Below are 17,520 nucleotides of genomic sequence, written 5' to 3'. Positions count from 1 at the left end.
ATTTATGACTTCCGCAACTAATACCAATGTACTGGCTAATTGCCGTAGATTGTTTCTTAAAGATTACGATGTCCCAATGAATATTGGCGTGCATGAGTTTGAAAAAAAAGCTGAACAACGGGTGATTATTAATATTGATTTGTATGTGCCATTAAAGGACAACTCGCCACAGCAAGACGATTTAGCAGAAGTGGTTGATTATGACTTTATGCGCGAGACCATCAAGTCCATTGTGAGTCAAGGGCATATACAGTTACAGGAAACTTTGTGTGATGAAATTATGCAAAGAATGTTGGCCCATCCTCTCGTCATCGCTGCAAGAGTGAGTTCTGAAAAACCTGATGTGTATCCTGATTGCGCCAGTGTTGGTGTTGAATCCTTTCAAATGAAAAACCTGTAATTATCCCAATACCTATGACTACAGATCCCCGCAAAGCCGCCTACGAAGAAAATAAATTGGCAAAGAAGCTATGTCGCTTAGCCGGTCAGGCGATAGGCGATTTTAAGATGATTGAAGACGGTGATAAGGTGATGGTGTGCTTATCCGGCGGCAAAGATAGTTATGCCATGTTGGATGTATTGCTGAAGCTTCGCGCTAGAGCCCCTATACACTTTGATATTGTTGCCGTGAACTTAGATCAAAAGCAGCCGGGATTTCCTGAAGATGTTTTACCAAATTATTTGCGTAATTTAGAGGTGCCCTTTCATATTGAGGAACAGGATACTTACAGCATTGTGAAGCGGGTAGTGCCCGAAGGAAAAACCACCTGTGGCCTTTGCTCGAGATTAAGAAGAGGTATTTTGTATCGGGTGGCGGATGAACTTGGGGCGACAAAAATCGCTTTAGGCCATCACCGTGAAGATATTTTAGAAACGCTACTATTGAATATGTTCTATGGCGGCAAGTTAAAAGCCATGCCTCCTAAACTAAAATCTGATGATGGTCGGCATATTGTGATTCGTCCATTGGCATATGTTCCGGAAAAATATCTAGAAGCTTATGCAATCCAAGAGAACTTCCCCATTATTCCTTGTAATTTATGTGGCAGCCAAACCAACTTGCAACGAGTGGCAATGAAAGAGCTTTTAAAGTCTTGGGAGAAAAGTCATCCGGGTCGTGTGGAGAGTATTTTTAAGTCTCTCACTCAAGTTACTCCCTCACATTTGCTAGATTCTGAGTTATTTGATTTTCAAGATTTATCGCTCAATGTAAGCCCCAATGAGGGGGATAAAGCAATTGATGAAGGTTTTGATTCATCCTGTATTAGTACGGAAAATGTACAATTGATTCAGTTCAATTGATGCTCTTTGTAATTTAACTCCGATAGCCACGATTCATGAATATAGTCATACTTGCAGCTGGACAAGGTAAAAGAATGAAATCTTCTTTGCCGAAGGTACTTCATCGCATTGGTGGAAAATCAATGCTCGGACATGTTTTAGATGGCGTTACTCAAATTGCTCCAACTACCCAGCCCTGTATTGTGATTGGCCATGGTGCCGAACAAGTTCAGTCTTACCTCAGTAAAGATTTTCCCAATGTACAAACAGCTATTCAAGCAGAGCAAAAAGGTACTGGCCACGCAGTGTTGCAGGCGAGTCCCTTTTTAACAAATGCCGGTACTACGATTGTTTTGTATGGGGATGTACCACTGATTCAAGCAGATACATTACAACAATTAAAGCAATTAGCCGAAGATGGTGGCTTGGTTGTTCTCACCCAATGGATGGATAATCCAACCGGTTATGGACGCATCGTTCGGAATGTGAATGGTGAGGTGGTTGGTATTGTCGAGGAAAAAGATGCCTCGATCTCCCAAAAAGAAATTAAAGAAATTAATACTGGCATGCTGGCTTGCAACACAGCTGATCTTAAAAGATGGCTGGGCTTGTTACAACCTAATAATGCGCAAGGTGAGTATTATTTAACGGACATCATCGCGCTGGCTGCTCAAGAAAGTGTACCTATTCGAACGACGCAAGCAACTTTTGGTTGGGAGGTACAAGGTGTTAACAGCCGCTCACAATTAGCCGCTTTAGAGCGGGAATATCAATCCTTTTTGGCGAGTAACTTGTTAGAGAGTGGCGTGACCTTGGCGGACCCAGCCAGAATTGATATTCGTGGCACTTTAAATTGCGCAAGTGATGTGTATATTGATGTTGGCTGTGTCTTCGAGGGTGATGTTCAAATTGCTTCTGGCGTGAAGATTGGCCCCTATTGTGTGGTGAAGAACGCTAGTATTGGTCAAGATACACAGATTCATGCTTTTTCGCACATTGAAGACGCCCAAGTTGGCACTAGTGCCGTGATTGGTCCTTATGCTAGACTAAGACCTGGTGCACAAATTGCCGATCAAGCGCATATCGGCAATTTCGTGGAAGTAAAAAATGCTCAAATTGGTCTTGGTAGTAAGGCAAATCATTTGTCCTATATTGGCGATGCGATTGTTGGTGCTGGTGTAAATATTGGTGCTGGCACAATTACTTGTAACTATGATGGAGTGAACAAGCACCAAACCATTATTGAAGATGGTGCTTTTATTGGTTCTGACTCGCAATTAGTGGCGCCTGTTAGAGTCGGTAAGGGAGCCACCCTGGGTGCTGGTACAACCTTAACCAAAGATGCGCCACCTGATCAATTAACAGTGAGTCGAGCAAAGCAAGTCAGTTTGACTTGGAAGCGACCAGAAAAAATCAAAAAATAATTTTATTAAGGCAGAATTATGTGCGGGATTGTTGGAGCAGTTTCTAAAAGAAATATTGTCAGCATCTTAGTTGAGGGGCTGTCTCGCTTAGAGTACCGAGGATATGATTCTTGTGGTTTGGCAGTGGTCAATGAAAAAAACCAACTAGAGCGAAGCAGAACAACACAACGCGTTGCTGAACTAAAAGAAAATACGACTGCCTTATATGGTGCTACAGGGATTGCTCACACGCGCTGGGCGACCCACGGCAAACCAAATACTGATAATGCCCATCCCCACTTTTCTGGTGACTTAATTGGGGTTGTACATAATGGGATTATTGAAAATTACGAATCTTTAAGAGCGGAATTGATCGGTAAAGGATATCAGTTTACTTCCCAGACTGATACCGAAGTAATTGCTCACTTGGTACATAATAACTATTCTTCAATGAATCATCGTGATTTGGTCGAGGCTGTCAGGCTTACCCTTCCAAGACTACATGGTGCCTACGCCATCGGTGTCATTGCCCAAGATATGCCAGGTATTTTAGTTGGCGCTAGAGCCGGTTCGCCTCTCGTCGTTGCCTATGGAGAGCAGGAAAACTTCCTAGCCTCAGATGCATTAGCCGTTGCAGAACATGCTAAAAGCATGACGTTCTTAGACGAGGGTGATCTTGTGGCCCTTACCCCAGACTCCGTCAAGGTGATGAATTTTGCCGGAGAGATACTCCAGCGTGAGATTCGTCCGGTACCCGCTCAGGTCGCTTCGGTTGAGCTTGGACCTTATCAACATTTCATGCAAAAAGAAATCTTTGAACAGCCAACAGCGATTGCCAACACGATTGGTAATGTCGAAAAAATTGACTTTGATATTTTTGGCGCAACCCATGCCGATTGGTCAGAAATTAATCAAGTATTGATTCTTGCTTGTGGAACTAGTTATTACTCAGCCTGTGTGGCTAAATATTGGATTGAAGCATTGGCAGGAGTTTCGACTCAAGTAGAAATTGCTAGTGAGTATCGCTATCGAGTTTCGGTTCCCAATCCCAAAGCCTTGGTAGTGGTCGTCTCTCAATCTGGCGAGACTGCGGATACTTTAGCGGCACTTCGTCATGCAAAATCTTTGGGGCATGAGAAGACCTTAGCAATCTGTAATGTGGCCTCTAGTGCCATGATGCGTGAAACGATGTGGAAATTTCAAACGAATGCGGGTACCGAAATTGGCGTTGCTTCCACCAAAGCTTTTACAACCCAGTTAGTTGGCTTGTACTTCTTAGCATTAACTTTGGCTAAATTAGGCAAGAGTCCAACGCCAATTCACGAAAAAGAACATATTGATCGTCTGCGTCATTTGCCGGCAGCCTTAAATGCAGTATTAGCCTTAGAACCACAAGTGATAGCGTGGGCACAGCAATTTGCAAAATATCATAACGCTCTCTTCTTGGGCCGTGGAATGCATTATCCCATCGCACTCGAGGGCGCCTTGAAGTTGAAGGAAATATCCTATATCCATGCTGAAGCTTATCCTGCTGGAGAACTAAAGCATGGACCGCTTGCCTTGGTGGACGAGACGATGCCAGTCGTAACTGTTGCTCCAAATGATGATCTGCTCGAGAAACTCAAGTCAAACATGCAAGAAGTCGCTGCTAGAGGTGGCCAGTTATATGTGTTTGCTGATGTGGATGCCAATATACAAGCAAGTGCTGGGATCCATGTGATTCGTATGCCAGAAAACTATGGCAACTTATCCCCGATTCTTCATGTGGTGCCATTGCAACTATTGGCCTATCACACTGCTCTTGCCCTTGGCACTGATGTAGATAAACCAAGAAACTTGGCTAAAAGTGTCACTGTAGAGTAAAAGTTAATTTTTTCTATGGTCGTGTTTTTAGATAAACTAAAAACCGTCGAGCAAGCGGTCTATGACTGTGATAATTAGATTTTGATGGTCTTTTAAAGAATAAACTTGTTTTTTTAAAAGTGAACATGGAACTGCCGCCATATCCTGGGGTTTCTAAGATATATCTATTTCCTTTAATGATAAATTGCGGTAAAAAATCTTGAGGCAGCCTAACTTGTTTATATTGCTTAGCGTTTTTTAAAGAAATGACAACTCTAGCTGAACGTTTATCTAATAACTCAGCTTGAACATCAAACAGATAAGGGTAGAATTATTTTTTTCGGATGAACTATCGTAAACAGTAAATCGTTCAATTAAAAACTTCTTCATTGCTCAAGTGGAAGTCCCTCTAACTCTATGATTTTATTGTAAGAAGAGAAGAAATCGGAATGTTCAAGCTTCTATAGCCTTTCTTTTTCAGATTCGAATTTTTATAACATCATTCCCTTTAGTGCATTTAGAAGCACCCTAACCTTTCAATTGGACGGGGTACAACCTTTCAATTGGACGGAGATTGCGTTAAACCTAAAGTTATGGATAATTCAACTTTACATCCTCGCTTTGCTCTCCATCGATTGGTAGAGGCACTGCAAGATACGCCGGTGGTACTTATTCATGGTCCACGCCAATGTGGAAAAACAACGTTTGCACGCTCTGTGGGCGATGCAGCTGGTTATTCATAATCAGTTTTGATGATGATGTCTTAAGGGCATCAGTTAAAACAGATCCGATGGGATTTGTGACAGAGTTACCTGATAAAGTGGTGTTGGATGAGGTGCAGCGAGTACCTGAGTTGTTTACTTCGCTTAAATTGGTGGTTGACCGTGATCGGCGACCAGGACGATTCATTCTGACTGGTTCGGCAAACGTGTTATTGGTAACAAAGTTGGCAGATTCTTTGGCCGGTCGTATGGAAATTTTACGCCTTCACCCACTTTCGCAGTGTGAGCTGGGAGCAATAAAATCAAACTTTCTTAATGAGTTATTTGGGGATGGTTTTAAGATGAAGCAGCAGGCAAGATTGGGTAAGGAACTTATCGAGCGGATTGTGGCTGGCGGCTATCCCGCCGCTCTTGCTAGATCTTCATCACTTAGACGTGCAACTTGGTATCGTAAATACATTGAAACAATGATACAACGTGATGTAAGAGATATTGCACGAATTAGTTCGCTAGATGTGCTACCACGTTTGCTATCTCTAGCTGCTGGGCAGACGGCCAGGATGCTTAATGTTAGCGAGCTGGGATCTCCTTTTCAGCTGAGTCGCCCAACAATACGCGATTATGTAACCTTACTAGAGCGTGTATTTTTACTCGAAGAATTGCCACCTTGGCACAATAACCGTTTAAGCAGGCTAATTAAAACTCCAAAGTTGCATTTAGGAGATTCAGGACTTGCTTGCGCTTTGCTTGGGGTAGACGCCGCAACATTATGGGAGGATCGTACCCTGCTTGGACAACTATTGGAAACTTTTATATTCCAGGAACTTCGCCGTCAAGCAAGTTGGCAAGATGATCCAATAAATTTTTACTATTATCGTGATAAAGATGGAGTAGAAGTAGACATAGTGTTGGAAGGTCGTGGCCAATCTGTAGCTGGTGTGGAAGTGAAAGCAGCCGCCACTGTATCGCTAAGAGATTTTCATGGGTTGCGAAAACTGAAGGAAAGCAGTGGAAATCGATTTGCTGGAGGTGTTGTTTTGTACGATGGCGAAGTTACGACTACATTTGGTGAGAAGTTGTTTGCTGTGCCAATACGAAGTCTATTTGAGCCCACCTGATGATCTTTCTTATGAACTAAAATTTGGTGGAAGAACATTTAAAAAAGTGGCTGTAACAGATTGAACAACCTTAAAACCTGAAAAACCATTTTTTTTGGCAAAATATGATTAAAAAGACAAACTCAATGATTCACCAAATCTCCCCTCAACTTATCAAAGCATACCGTCAAGCCTCTTATGTGGTGTTTGGGGATGAAGGTGAAATCGCCCTAAAAGTAGGTAAAGTAAGTCTAGAATTGGTCACGATATTGAAGAAAAATAATGTCAACTGCGCCGCATTTTTGACAGCTTACAACCCGCATAGTCAGCAACTTGAGCGCACCGCAAATCAACTATCCCAGGCAAAATTATTAGAGGAGTTGCAATCTCAACATATTGATTGTTTACTAGGTGAAGGGCGTGATGACTCGGGAGAGTGGCTAGCTGAGTCAAGTGTGCTTGCCTTGGGTATTGGCTTACAAAACGCCGAAATGTTGGCTCAACAATTTAAACAGAATGCTTTTGTTTGGGTTAATAATTTAGATGGACTAGTCAGTTTGCGACTATGTCATCAGATAGCCATCCCTACTTCTAGTGAAGCTAATCAATGGATCTCGCAGTTACCTGCACATTTACAGGAAGTTGCTAGGCTGACGCCATTTACAGAAATAGCCTGGCTAATGAGTGTGCCAGACCAAGAACTTGAGCATTGGTTAAATGTTGATTCTTGGGATTTAAATAAACCATGGCCACTAGCAAGACCAGACGGATCAGCAATGGGCGTTGGTTCTGAGCTTGACCGAGTCTTTCGTCTCATTCCAGCTGGTGTGCAACGATTCATCTAGAAAAAAGTGCAAATCAATGACTAGTCATCATTTTGCAATAGTATTGCAGTTACTATAGGAATGACCATTTAAAAGGTGTTAGTAGCTCAATACCGTCAATTTCTTGTAGTAGAGCAATCAAGAGGAACTGCACAAGTTAAAAATTGATTAAGTTTTCGTGATGAAGTAGTTCCACTAACTTACTGTTTAATTAAAATTGAAAGACAGCTGCAAATGAAGACATACAACATCCTATTCTTGTGTACCCATAACTCAGGTAGATCTATTATTGCGGAAGCATTAGCTTCAACCCAAGCAAAAGGAAAATTCACTGGATATTCTGCTGGATCAACACCAGGTGATACAGTGAGTCCGTATGCAATAGAGATAGCAAAAGAACACGGCTATGATTTATCAAAATTACGTAGTAAAAGTTGGGATGAGTATGCTCTACCAGATGCACCACATATGGATTTCATTATTACGGTTTGTGATAATGCCGCCGGAGAAGAGTGCCCATACTGGCCCGGCAATCCAGCAGTCGCGCATTGGGGATTTCCAGATCCATCATTGGTAGAAGGTTCTGAAGAAAAGAAACGTCAAGCGTATAAAGATGTGATGGTCGGCCTGAAAAAGAGAATTGATATATTGGCTGATTTACCTGATGAATCGCTCGATTCACTAAATATTAAAGCGATTCATTCTCAAGTTTAAGTTGTCGGGTTTTTAGAGAGCTGGTTAAGTTCATCTGGCTTCAACCAGCGCCATTCGCCCTCTTTAAGAGCCTCTGGCAAGACAAACTCGCCGATTTGGAATCGATGTAGTTGCTCCACATGATTGCCTGCAGCAACCATCATTCTTTTTACTTGATGATATCTACCCTCAACGATCGTCATGTTCAGTTGGAAATCACCCACTTGTTCACAAGCGATGGCATTACATGGGGTGGGATCATCGTCCAGTACCACACCATTTAGTAAGCGTTCAATTTGCTCTTTTTGAATTACTTCAGCGGTAGTGATTTGATAGACCTTACCGATGTTTTTCTTCGGGGAGGTCATCTTATGGATAAACTGACCATCGTCAGAGATTAATAAAAGGCCCGTTGTATCTTGATCTAAGCGACCCACACATTGGACCCCACGCTCAATTAACGGGGCAGGTAAAAGTCCATAGATACTCGGATGATGTTTTGTCTTATGCGAACATTCATAGCCAGTCGGTTTATTAAAAACAATGTAAGCTTTCTCATGAAACTCCCAATCTTGTCCTTCAATCGTGAGTAATAAATTGATGGGGCTAAAAAGCTCTTGAGGGTCTTCCACTAAAACACCATTCACCTTGACCATGTCAGCAAAAACTAAATTATTACAATGGCGGCGGGTGCCAAAGCCTTGGCTAAACAAAATTTTATCGAGGGGGATTTTTTTAATGGAAGTCGCCATATAGATTGAACCTAAAAGGATATTTTAATCTGTAATAGATTTAACTAATAAATCTACCGTAAGTAATTGAATCTTTAAATTGTCAAAAGAATAAATCAACTAAAGGAGCTTTTTAAAATGAAGCAAAGTATTTATAGATTATTACAAATTACGGCGATGACTTTCTCTATCAGCGGTTTTGCGCTAGCGGCACTACCCGAGCCATTGGATCCGAGGGAAGTTGCGAATATGCCGATTGAACAAAGGCAGGCTCGCGCTAAGGAATTACATGAATTAATGAAACAAGCAACGCCAGAAGAACGTAAAGAGTTTCATCAAAAATTGCGTTTAAAAATGCAATCCTTATCTCCCGATGAGAGACGTGCAATGCATGAAAAGATGAAAGAACAATGGAAAGCCTTAACGCCTGAACAAAGAGAGCAAAGGAAAAAGGAGCGTCATGAATATTTAAAATCACTTTCACCAGAGCAAAGAGAGGAAATGAAACAAGAAAGGCATCGTTTGCTTGAAAAATTTCCTCCGAAGGAGCGGGAAGGTTGGAATAATGAGCTATCTAAATAATTAAGAAAGATTGCTATTGAAAACCAAGCAATGGAATAACGATCAGGAGTTACTTACTGCCGCCGTTGGGGGTAGCTCTATAGCGACAGCAGAGATTGTCTTACTTTTATCAGATGATGCAATTAGGTTGGCATGGCGCATCATGGGTACAAATCAAGATGCAGAAGATGTCGTACAGAGTGCCTTCTTTAAATTGTGGAAAAATCACGAGCACTTTAAGGGCGAGGCAAAATTAAAAACATACTTTTATACGATTGTTCAAAGAGAGTGTTTTAATGCACTTAAGAAAAATAAAAATCACTGGAATCTTGATGACCTGGATGAAATTAGTGAAGAAATTTCTGATGCTAATTACTCTGAAGATGCGGGTGAGCTGAAATCAGCTATCCATAGATTGCCACCCAAGCAGCGCTTAGCGATAGTCCTGTGGGCCTATTACGACAACACCGCTGAAGAAATTGGTGAGCAATTAGAGATGAATAAAAATGCAGTAGACCAATTGTTGTTTAGAGCAAAAGCAAATTTGAAAAAATATTTTGAGAGTAAAAATCATGCAAGATGAACAATTAAAAAAACTGCTTCTGAGTGAGCCTGCACCAAATGCGAATCAAGAATTCAAAATGAAGATGCTCAATCAGTTAGATTTATTGTCAGTTGAGAATGACCATTTTTTTAGCACAACGCATAACACCCTTATCCAAAAAAACCAAAGCAATTGGCAGTATTTAGTCATCGCATTCATGATTGCTACTACTGCTCTTATTCTGACGCATCATCAACAAACTGATCACATTGACGATGAACTAGCAAAGCTCAATCCGATGACTGAGTTAACCCTATCGACCCTTTAGGCATTGAATAAGGTTTGCATACGAATCTTAATTGCATTAGATTTGACTAAGGCATTGAGTGATTGTTGAAACAAATCATGGATTGGTTGATTGAGGAGCTCAGCAATTTTTTGCAGCATTGGCGTATTTTTGAACCAGTCTAATGCTATCTCTTGGCTGCATTGTTGCCATTCCAGTAACTTAAACTTTAGTAGTACATTGACCACGTGGATCAAGTTACGATCGGGATTTTTGCGCAGATAAGCCAAGCGATCGTGGGCAAAAATAAGCGCCTGCGAAACATCATTAAAAATACTGCCATGTCCAGGAATTACAATGTTTGGTTCAATCTCAGCAATCAATTCGAGGGTCGCAAAAGCCCCGTCAATATTTGGGACACCTTCATTGTTTGGAAACAATGCACCAAATCCCTTTTCCCAAAGTGCATCACCGGAAATTAGAATTTTATATTCAGGATTAAACAATAATTGAGCTTGATCTTCATGGCCAGGCGCTTGATGAATTTCCCAATCTAGGTTGCCAAGTGTGATCACTGTATTGGGTTGATAAGTACCAAACGCACTAAAAACTGGGCAAGGTTGCCCGAGCTCCGAGAAGCCGAGTAATGGTTCATTCCAATCTTGTACCGCATCAAATTCGGCACTAGGGACTAACAATTTAAAATTAAAATCATTGATTAATGCCGCATTACCCCCGCAATGATCAGAGTGTAAGTGCGTATTAATTAAGAACCTAGGAGTCCTGTCCGTGAGTACTTGCATCTTTAGATTTAATAATTCAATAGTTTGTGATTGATGCGTACAAAAGCCGCTATCAATCACATCTAAAAAATTATCAGACCACAGATACACTTGATTGGCTGAGAGCCAACCTCGCTCAATCACTTGCAAATTAGATGGAAGAGGCAATGCGTTAGCCAACGATATTTTGGAATTTAGAAATTACGGAGCGGTACCGGCTTTCTAACTCAGCAATATTTTGGATGCTCATTCCTAAATCACGGGCATAGCCATCATGTAAACCATAAATCCAGCCATGTACCGTTAAGGGTTGTCCTCGTTGCCAAGCATCTTGCACAATCGTGGATTGGCAAACATTGCTTACTTGTTCAACCACATTTAATTCACAGAGGTAGTCTAATTTTTCTTGACGATCCAGTACTTTACCCAAGTATTGACCATGTTTGTCTTCCACGTCTTTGACATGGCGAATCCAATTATCAGCAAGGCCAACACGAATATTTTCCATTGCGGCTCGAACGCCCGAACAACCATAGTGACCAACCACAATGATATGTTTGACCTTTAATAAATCAATCGCAAATTGAATGACTGAAAGGGCATTCAGATCTGTATGTGCAATCACATTGGCGATATTGCGATGGACAAAAATTTCACCTGGAGCAAGACCAATGACCTGATTGGCAGGTACTCGAGAATCAGAACAACCAATCCATAAATATTCTGGAGATTGTTGATTTGCTAATCGTTGAAAAAAGTCCGGGTCTTCGGTGATGTTTTTTTGCACCCATTCTTGGTTATTTTTAAATAGCTCCGTGAGGTGATGAGGATTTTCAGAGGTTATGTTGGTCATTCCGAGATCCTTTCGTTTGATAATGTTGTTTGCTTGTTAATAAATCTTAAGTGCTGTGGGTAACTAAATAAACTGGGGGTAACCCCTTTGGGTAATTTTACTTGCTGCCAAATTTCTGAATCGAAGTGGAAGGTGCCACACTTATCTGCCAAAGAAACAATACGCCCCTTAACTCTGTCATCATCTCTGTCATCAGAATACTCAATTCGACCTTTGATATGCTCATGAATACCAACTCGGTTTTGTGACTCGAAAGACTGCATTGCATCTAAGTTGGCTTCTCGAAATATTCGATCATGGCGATTAAATCCATCTAAAATAAGCTCAGACATATCAGAGACAAATTGCACAGATAAAAATTTAGGAAATTTAGACATACAAATATCTTAATGTAAAACCAACTATTAAAGACAAAATATGACCCCAATTCACTACCCATTTGAAGATAATATGCCCCTTCCAGGCCAAGTACAGGCCGTTGCTGACGGAGTTTTTTGGTTACGAATGAAACTACCATTTGCTTTAAACCATATTAATTTGTGGTTATTACGAGATTGTTTAAATGGCGTTGAAGGTTGGACTGTGGTGGATTGCGGAATTACCTCTCAGGAAACAAAAGATGCTTGGGAGCAAATTTTTGCCAATCATTTGCAGGGTTTACCAATTATTCGGGTACTCGTCACCCACATGCACCCTGACCATGTGGGATTGGCGCATTGGATTTGTGAGCGCTATAAAGCGCCTTTATGGATGTCCATGACCGATTTTTTAATGGCAAGATGGTTGAGCTCCAAAGAGGGGGGAGCTGCGATTGGGTCGGTCTCAGGTGGCGGAGGTTCAGCAGATCATTTTGCAAGGCACGGACTCACCAATGAAGAGGATTTGGCAAAGGTTAGAGCACGTTCTGATTATTACAGTAATCTTGTGCCAGCAGTGCCACAGAGATTTCACCGGATTCAGGATCAAGATTTGATAACCATCGGCAACCGTACTTGGCGAGCAATTAGTGGCTTTGGCCACTCACCAGAGCATATGTCACTCGTTTGCGAGGATAGTAAGATCATGATTACCGGAGATATGCTGTTGCCTCGTATTTCAACCAATGTTAGCGTGCATGATGTCGAGCCAGATGCTGACCCATTGGGCTTATTTTTAGATTCTTTAAAAAAATATCTACCCCTAGATCCAGCGACCTTGTTGTTACCTTCACATGGCAAACCCTTTCAAGGCATGCATTTTAGAATTGATGAACTGGTCAAACATCATGATGACCGTCTGGCCGAGACATTCAATGCCTGCGAAAAACCAGCGACTGCTAAAGAAATCATCCCGATTCTATTTAAAAGAGAGTTAGATATTCATCAGTTAACTTTTGCAATGGGAGAAACCATTGCCCACCTCAATTACTTGATGAGGCGAGGCAAATTAAATCGAATTAGCGACTCCGAGGGGATCTGGCGGTTTTCGCAGAAGGTTTAGCCGCCGTCTTGCGTGCTCTTGGTTTTGCGGTAGTTTTTTTTGCCGAAGGAGCTGCCTGTGCAAAACCTTGCATCATGGTTGCGGCCGACTTGGACATTTGTTCCATCAATTCTTGAGCGAGTTTTCCTCCGGCACCAGCAAATTCGGTTGCCTGAGCAAAACCTTCAGCTGCCTTCGCTGTGGTTTGATCAGTCGTCTCCGCTGAGGAGCTATTCTTCATTGTCTCGGCAATCCCTTGTAATGTAGACAGGGTCGCTCTTTGCACTTCGAGACCTTGAACAGTAGTTTGTAAAACATTTAAATTTAAGGTGAGCCAAGCTTCCACACTCTTTAAATCTTTAATTCGTTTATCTAACTCCTCGATATCGAGTGTGGGAATTCCAAATGGGTTTAAAGAGGACATACCAGGAATACCAAAATTCGGCATCCCGTTCTCTTTACTAGCTGTAGAAGCGTTTGACCACATATTTTTCATCATTTCTACGCTTTGTTGAAAGTCCGGCATTGGATTAAACATTTTGAGCTCCACTAAAGATTGTTATCTAATTGTAAAATATAAGACTTCAGTAACTAAATCAATCTTTTTTTAGAATCATCTATGTCTCCTCAACCGTCAAACCAATTGATTCAATACACAAAAGGTCAGCTTTTGCCAGAATTGCTTAGCCAACGCATTTTGATTTTGGATGGTGCAATGGGCACGATGATTCAACAATATAAATTACAAGAGGAAGATTTTCGTGGCGGATCTCATCGCTTTGATAATCATCCTATTGATTTAAAAGGGAATAACGAGTTACTTTCTATTACAAAACCTGAAGTCATTTTGGAGATTCACCAAAAGTATCTCGCTGCGGGTGCCGATATTATTGAAACGAATACTTTTGGTGCAACTACAGTCGCCCAAGAGGATTACCATTTGGCTGACTTGGCTCGGGAGATGAATCTTGCCTCAGCAAAATTAGCTAGACAGGCGTGCGATGAGTATTCAACACCAGACAAACCACGATTTGTTGCTGGAGCCCTTGGCCCAACACCAAAAACAGCCAGTATCTCTCCGGATGTAAATGACCCTGGTGCTCGAAATGTGAATTTTGAAACACTAAGAAAAGCATATTACGAGCAAGTAGAAGCATTGGTCGAAGGGGGTATTGACGTCCTTTTAGTGGAAACTGTCTTTGATACGCTCAATGCAAAAGCTGCACTTTATGCGATTGATGAATACTTCGAGAACTCTGGTGAGCGTTTACCAATTATGATTTCTGGGACGGTAACGGATGCGTCAGGCAGAATTTTGTCAGGTCAAACTGTATCGGCTTTCTGGAATAGTTTGCGTCACGCTAAACCGCTCACTTTTGGCTTAAATTGTGCTTTGGGTGCAACCCTAATGAAGCCTTATATTGCTGAGTTAGCGAAGATTTGTGATGTAGCAATTTCATGTTACCCAAATGCCGGATTACCGAATCCAATGAGTGATACAGGCTTTGATGAAACCCCAGAAATTACTTCAAGATTAATTGAAGATTTTTCAAAAGATGGTCTCGTCAATTTGGTTGGTGGTTGTTGTGGAACTACGCCAGAGCATATTGCCGCCATTGCTAAAAAAGTTGCAAACTATTCACCTCGAAAAGTATCAGATATTTGGAATTCTTATAGGTCAAATGCCAGTGAGTAAAAATAATAACCTACCGCCACTTCGACTCTCAGGCTTAGAAGCATTTAATCTTGAGTCCCATATTCGATTCGTTAACATTGGTGAGCGCACCAATGTGACGGGTTCTAAGGCATTTGCACGTCTAATTCTTAACAACATGTTCGATGACGCTTTAAAGGTTGCTCGGCAACAAGTGGAGAATGGTGCACAAATCATTGATATCAACATGGATGAGGCGATGTTGGATTCAAAGGCTGCCATGGTGCGCTTTTTAAATCTGATAGCTTCTGAACCAGATATTGCTAGAGTACCCATGATGATTGACTCTTCAAAATGGGAAGTCATTGAAGCAGGCCTTCGTTGCGTGCAAGGAAAAGCAATTGTTAACTCCATTTCTCTAAAAGAGGGTGTTGAGCCTTTTGCCTTGCAAGCTAAAAAAATTAAGCGTTATGGTGCTGCTGCAGTAGTGATGGCTTTTGATGAGCAAGGTCAAGCAGATACCTATGAAAGAAAAATTGAAATTTGCAAGAGATCCTATGATTTCTTAGTCAATGAAATTGGTTTTGCTGCCGAAGATATTATTTTTGACCCCAATATTTTTGCGATTGCTACTGGGATTGAAGAGCATGATAACTACGCGGTCGATTTCATTAATGCGACTCGTTGGATTAAGGAAAATTTACCTGGTGCTAAGGTCAGCGGTGGCGTCTCTAACGTTAGTTTCTCTTTCCGCGGCAATGACCATGTGCGAGAAGCGATTCACACAGTTTTCTTGTACCATGCCATCGAGGCGGGTATGGATATGGGCATTGTTAATGCCGGTCAGCTTGGTGTGTATGCTGATTTAGACCCTGAATTACGTGAGCGCGTTGAAGATGTGGTTCTGAATCGATTCAAAGAAAAAGATGGCAAGACGACTACCGAACGGTTGCTAGAAATTGCCGATAACTACAAAGGTGGCGGCACTAAACAATTACAAACTTTGGCTTGGCGTGAAGAACCAGTGCGAGCTAGACTCTCACACGCTCTTGTACAAGGGATTACCGACTTTATTGTTGAGGACACAGAAGAAATTCGTTCTGAAATTGAACGCGCTGGTGGTCGTCCGATTGAGGTGATTGAAGGACCACTCATGGATGGCATGAATGTGGTTGGTGAGTTATTTGGTGCTGGAAAAATGTTTTTACCCCAAGTGGTTAAAAGTGCGAGGGTTATGAAGCAAGCGGTAGCTCATCTGATTCCATATATTGAAGAAGAAAAGCGTCAGTATGAAGCGGCTGGACGTGATGTCAGGTCGAAGGGAAAAATTATCATGGCTACTGTAAAAGGTGACGTCCATGATATTGGTAAAAATATCGTAACAGTTGTGTTGCAATGTAATAACTTTGATGTTGTCAACATGGGTGTGATGGTGCCGTGTAATCAAATTTTGCAAAAAGCTAAGGAAGAAAATGCGGACATCATTGGCTTATCTGGCTTGATTACGCCTTCTTTAGAAGAAATGACTTATGTTGCGCAAGAAATGCAAAAGGACGATTATTTTAGATCTAGAAATATTCCTTTGATGATTGGTGGCGCTACTACTTCTAAAGTCCATACTGCAGTGAAGATTGCACCTCATTATGATGGGCCAGTAATTTATGTGCCAGATGCTTCAAGATCTGTTTCAGTTGCTTCAAGTTTGTTGTCAGATGAGTCTGCCAAACAATACTTGCAAACGATCAAAGATGACTATGAGAAAACTCGTCAATTACACGCCAGCAGAAAAGCTACTCCTTTAATTACGTTTGAAGCTGCGGCACAAAATGCTGAGAAATTAGATTGGGATCATTTTGCAATTTCCGCTCCTAAATTTATTGGGCGTCGCGTATTTAAGAATTTTGACTTAAATGAAATTGCTAAATTTATTGATTGGAGTCCGTTCTTCCAAACTTGGGATTTAGCGGGTAAGTTCCCTAAGATTTTAGAAGATGAAATTGTCGGCGAGTCTGCCACTAAAGTATTTGCAGATGGCCAAAAGATGTTAGAGCGTTTGATTCAAGGGCGCTGGTTGACTGCAAATGCTGTCGTAGCTTTTTATCCCGCAGCAAGTGACGGGGAGGATATTTTATTATTTAGCGACGAGTCAAGAACTGAAAAAATTCTGACATGGCACCAATTAAGACAGCAAACGGATCGACCAGTCGTTGAGGGTGTGAAGCGCCCAAATCGATGTTTGGCTGACTATGTGGCTCCGATACAAAGCGGTAAAAAAGATTACGTAGGGATGTTCGCTGTTACCACCGGTCATGGCGTAGAAGCTAAGGTTGATGAGTTTATACGTCAGCATGATGATTACAATGCGATCTTACTGAAAGCACTTGCGGATCGATTGGCAGAGGCGTTTGCTGAATACATGCATTATCGTGTTCGAACTGACTTGTGGGGATATGTTGCCAATGAGTCCTTGAGTAATGAGGAGATGATTGATGAGAAATACATTGGCATTCGTCCAGCCCCTGGTTATCCAGCTTGTCCAGAACACAGTGTTAAATTAGCAATGTTTGAAGTACTTCAAGCAGATGAAATTGGCATGGAGTTGACGGAGTCTCTTGCAATGAATCCTGCTTCAAGTGTGTCAGGTTTTTATTTGGCGAATCCAGAAGCGCAGTACTTTAATGTTGGACAGATTGGTTTAGATCAAGTCAATCATTTAGCGAATCGTTCACAGCGTACTGTAGATGATACGATTAGGGCAGTTTCTAGCAACTTTGACTCAAATTAAAAAA

At 41.6% G+C, this 17,520-nt stretch carries 20 protein-coding genes; 14 read left to right on the top strand and 6 right to left on the bottom strand.

The window, feature by feature from the left end:
* Positions 1-4: 4 nt before the first annotated feature.
* The 4 genes from B8983_RS09995 to glmS are packed head-to-tail and all read left to right on the top strand — an operon-like array spanning position 5 to position 4,547.
* A complete protein-coding gene (locus tag B8983_RS09995; RefSeq protein ID WP_084284191.1) occupies positions 5-400 on the top strand; it encodes a dihydroneopterin aldolase in 396 nt (131 codons plus the stop codon).
* A 14-nt stretch (positions 401-414) separates the two neighbouring features.
* Complete coding sequence (ttcA, locus tag B8983_RS09990; RefSeq protein WP_084284092.1) at positions 415-1,302, top strand: tRNA 2-thiocytidine(32) synthetase TtcA; 888 nt, start codon at positions 415-417, stop codon at positions 1,300-1,302.
* Positions 1,303-1,337: 35 nt separating this feature from the next.
* Positions 1,338-2,705, top strand: coding sequence for a bifunctional UDP-N-acetylglucosamine diphosphorylase/glucosamine-1-phosphate N-acetyltransferase GlmU (gene glmU / locus B8983_RS09985; protein WP_084284090.1), 1,368 nt, complete (start codon positions 1,338-1,340; stop codon positions 2,703-2,705).
* A gap of 18 nt (positions 2,706-2,723) precedes the next feature.
* On the top strand, positions 2,724-4,547 hold the full coding sequence (glmS, locus tag B8983_RS09980) for a glutamine--fructose-6-phosphate transaminase (isomerizing) (protein ID WP_084284085.1): 1,824 nt from the start codon (positions 2,724-2,726) through the stop codon (positions 4,545-4,547).
* A gap of 13 nt (positions 4,548-4,560) precedes the next feature.
* Here glmS and B8983_RS14390 read toward each other — a convergent pair whose 3' ends face one another.
* Complete coding sequence (locus tag B8983_RS14390) at positions 4,561-4,845, bottom strand: CcdB family protein (protein WP_084284189.1); 285 nt, start codon at positions 4,843-4,845, stop codon at positions 4,561-4,563.
* Between the two features lie 274 nt (positions 4,846-5,119).
* On the opposite strand from B8983_RS14390, the gene B8983_RS14120 reads away from it, so the two are divergent.
* From B8983_RS14120 to B8983_RS09960, 4 genes are all read left to right on the top strand, one after another.
* Positions 5,120-5,269 (top strand): ATP-binding protein, encoded by a 150-nt coding sequence (locus tag B8983_RS14120; protein ID WP_200806890.1) that lies wholly within the window; start codon positions 5,120-5,122, stop codon positions 5,267-5,269.
* 47 nt (positions 5,270-5,316) lie between these two features.
* On the top strand, positions 5,317-6,366 hold the full coding sequence (locus tag B8983_RS09970; RefSeq protein ID WP_234987002.1) for an ATP-binding protein: 1,050 nt from the start codon (positions 5,317-5,319) through the stop codon (positions 6,364-6,366).
* A 125-nt stretch (positions 6,367-6,491) separates the two neighbouring features.
* The gene (locus B8983_RS09965; RefSeq protein ID WP_159460884.1) at positions 6,492-7,190 is read left to right on the top strand and encodes a DUF3293 domain-containing protein; all 699 of its coding nucleotides are present in this window, start codon (positions 6,492-6,494) and stop codon (positions 7,188-7,190) included.
* Positions 7,191-7,403: 213 nt separating this feature from the next.
* Positions 7,404-7,883, top strand: a complete 480-nt coding sequence (locus tag B8983_RS09960) for an arsenate reductase ArsC (RefSeq protein ID WP_084284076.1) — start codon at positions 7,404-7,406, stop codon at positions 7,881-7,883.
* Here the strand turns inward: B8983_RS09960 and B8983_RS09955 are convergent.
* Positions 7,880-8,614 carry a pseudouridine synthase gene (locus B8983_RS09955; protein ID WP_084284074.1) on the bottom strand — a complete coding sequence of 245 codons (735 nt, stop codon included), beginning with the start codon at positions 8,612-8,614 and terminating at the stop codon, positions 7,880-7,882. The genes B8983_RS09960 and B8983_RS09955 overlap by 4 nt on opposite strands.
* Positions 8,615-8,731: 117 nt before the next feature.
* On the opposite strand from B8983_RS09955, the gene B8983_RS09950 reads away from it, so the two are divergent.
* The 3 genes from B8983_RS09950 to B8983_RS09940 are packed head-to-tail and all read left to right on the top strand — an operon-like array spanning position 8,732 to position 10,026.
* The gene (locus tag B8983_RS09950; RefSeq protein ID WP_084284069.1) at positions 8,732-9,175 is read left to right on the top strand and encodes a DUF3106 domain-containing protein; all 444 of its coding nucleotides are present in this window, start codon (positions 8,732-8,734) and stop codon (positions 9,173-9,175) included.
* A gap of 16 nt (positions 9,176-9,191) precedes the next feature.
* Positions 9,192-9,737, top strand: a complete 546-nt coding sequence (locus B8983_RS09945; RefSeq protein ID WP_159460883.1) for an RNA polymerase sigma factor — start codon at positions 9,192-9,194, stop codon at positions 9,735-9,737.
* Positions 9,727-10,026 (top strand): hypothetical protein, encoded by a 300-nt coding sequence (locus B8983_RS09940; RefSeq protein ID WP_084284058.1) that lies wholly within the window; start codon positions 9,727-9,729, stop codon positions 10,024-10,026. The genes B8983_RS09945 and B8983_RS09940 overlap by 11 nt, the downstream gene beginning before the upstream one ends.
* On the opposite strand, the gene B8983_RS09935 is transcribed toward B8983_RS09940, so the two are convergent.
* Genes B8983_RS09935 through B8983_RS09925 form a run of 3 tightly spaced genes read right to left on the bottom strand, consistent with a single transcriptional unit; the run spans position 10,023 to position 11,996 of the window.
* Positions 10,023-10,934, bottom strand: coding sequence for an MBL fold metallo-hydrolase (locus tag B8983_RS09935; protein WP_159460882.1), 912 nt, complete (start codon positions 10,932-10,934; stop codon positions 10,023-10,025). The two genes, B8983_RS09940 and B8983_RS09935, sit on opposite strands and share 4 nt — an antisense overlap.
* Before the next feature lie 4 nt (positions 10,935-10,938).
* Positions 10,939-11,619 (bottom strand): carbonate dehydratase, encoded by a 681-nt coding sequence (can, locus tag B8983_RS09930; RefSeq protein WP_084284052.1) that lies wholly within the window; start codon positions 11,617-11,619, stop codon positions 10,939-10,941.
* Positions 11,616-11,996 (bottom strand): isocitrate dehydrogenase kinase/phosphatase AceK regulatory subunit, encoded by a 381-nt coding sequence (locus tag B8983_RS09925; protein WP_084284050.1) that lies wholly within the window; start codon positions 11,994-11,996, stop codon positions 11,616-11,618. Before B8983_RS09925 ends, can begins: the two co-directional genes overlap by 4 nt.
* A gap of 40 nt (positions 11,997-12,036) precedes the next feature.
* On the opposite strand from B8983_RS09925, the gene B8983_RS09920 reads away from it, so the two are divergent.
* Positions 12,037-13,098, top strand: coding sequence for an MBL fold metallo-hydrolase (locus B8983_RS09920; RefSeq protein WP_084284045.1), 1,062 nt, complete (start codon positions 12,037-12,039; stop codon positions 13,096-13,098).
* Here the strand turns inward: B8983_RS09920 and B8983_RS09915 are convergent.
* Positions 13,055-13,615, bottom strand: a complete 561-nt coding sequence (locus tag B8983_RS09915) for a PhaM family polyhydroxyalkanoate granule multifunctional regulatory protein (protein WP_084284043.1) — start codon at positions 13,613-13,615, stop codon at positions 13,055-13,057. The genes B8983_RS09920 and B8983_RS09915 overlap by 44 nt on opposite strands.
* Before the next feature lie 81 nt (positions 13,616-13,696).
* Here B8983_RS09915 and B8983_RS09910 point away from each other — a divergent pair, with 81 nt between their 5' ends.
* Both B8983_RS09910 and metH read left to right on the top strand, forming a co-directional pair.
* Entirely contained in the window at positions 13,697-14,773 is a 1,077-nt protein-coding gene (locus tag B8983_RS09910) for a homocysteine S-methyltransferase family protein (RefSeq protein ID WP_084284041.1), read from the top strand.
* Entirely contained in the window at positions 14,760-17,516 is a 2,757-nt protein-coding gene (gene metH / locus B8983_RS09905; protein WP_084284040.1) for a methionine synthase, read from the top strand. Before B8983_RS09910 ends, metH begins: the two co-directional genes overlap by 14 nt.
* Positions 17,517-17,520: the final 4 nt, after the last annotated feature.

This window comes from Polynucleobacter kasalickyi (assembly GCF_900176405.1).
GTDB lineage: Bacteria > Pseudomonadota > Gammaproteobacteria > Burkholderiales > Burkholderiaceae > Polynucleobacter > Polynucleobacter kasalickyi.
The sequence above is the reverse complement of the archived record's forward strand: the minus strand, read 5'-3'. Positions and strand labels throughout refer to the sequence as shown.

Bases quoted from the DNA above. Each gene is read 5' to 3' on its own strand.
- B8983_RS09995 (WP_084284191.1), top strand. From the start codon at position 5: ATGACTTCCGCAACTAATACCAATGTACTGGCTAATTGCCGTAGATTG.
- ttcA (WP_084284092.1), top strand. From the start codon at position 415: ATGACTACAGATCCCCGCAAAGCCGCCTACGAAGAAAATAAATTGGCA.
- glmU (WP_084284090.1), top strand. From the start codon at position 1,338: ATGAATATAGTCATACTTGCAGCTGGACAAGGTAAAAGAATGAAATCT.
- glmS (WP_084284085.1), top strand. From the start codon at position 2,724: ATGTGCGGGATTGTTGGAGCAGTTTCTAAAAGAAATATTGTCAGCATC.
- B8983_RS14120 (WP_200806890.1), top strand. From the start codon at position 5,120: ATGGATAATTCAACTTTACATCCTCGCTTTGCTCTCCATCGATTGGTA.
- B8983_RS09970 (WP_234987002.1), top strand. From the start codon at position 5,317: ATGGGATTTGTGACAGAGTTACCTGATAAAGTGGTGTTGGATGAGGTG.
- B8983_RS09965 (WP_159460884.1), top strand. From the start codon at position 6,492: ATGATTCACCAAATCTCCCCTCAACTTATCAAAGCATACCGTCAAGCC.
- B8983_RS09960 (WP_084284076.1), top strand. From the start codon at position 7,404: ATGAAGACATACAACATCCTATTCTTGTGTACCCATAACTCAGGTAGA.
- B8983_RS09955 (WP_084284074.1), bottom strand. From the start codon at position 8,614: ATGGCGACTTCCATTAAAAAAATCCCCCTCGATAAAATTTTGTTTAGC.
- B8983_RS09950 (WP_084284069.1), top strand. From the start codon at position 8,732: ATGAAGCAAAGTATTTATAGATTATTACAAATTACGGCGATGACTTTC.
- B8983_RS09940 (WP_084284058.1), top strand. From the start codon at position 9,727: ATGCAAGATGAACAATTAAAAAAACTGCTTCTGAGTGAGCCTGCACCA.
- can (WP_084284052.1), bottom strand. From the start codon at position 11,619: ATGACCAACATAACCTCTGAAAATCCTCATCACCTCACGGAGCTATTT.
- B8983_RS09925 (WP_084284050.1), bottom strand. From the start codon at position 11,996: ATGTCTAAATTTCCTAAATTTTTATCTGTGCAATTTGTCTCTGATATG.
- B8983_RS09920 (WP_084284045.1), top strand. From the start codon at position 12,037: ATGACCCCAATTCACTACCCATTTGAAGATAATATGCCCCTTCCAGGC.
- B8983_RS09915 (WP_084284043.1), bottom strand. From the start codon at position 13,615: ATGTTTAATCCAATGCCGGACTTTCAACAAAGCGTAGAAATGATGAAA.
- B8983_RS09910 (WP_084284041.1), top strand. From the start codon at position 13,697: ATGTCTCCTCAACCGTCAAACCAATTGATTCAATACACAAAAGGTCAG.
- metH (WP_084284040.1), top strand. From the start codon at position 14,760: ATGCCAGTGAGTAAAAATAATAACCTACCGCCACTTCGACTCTCAGGC.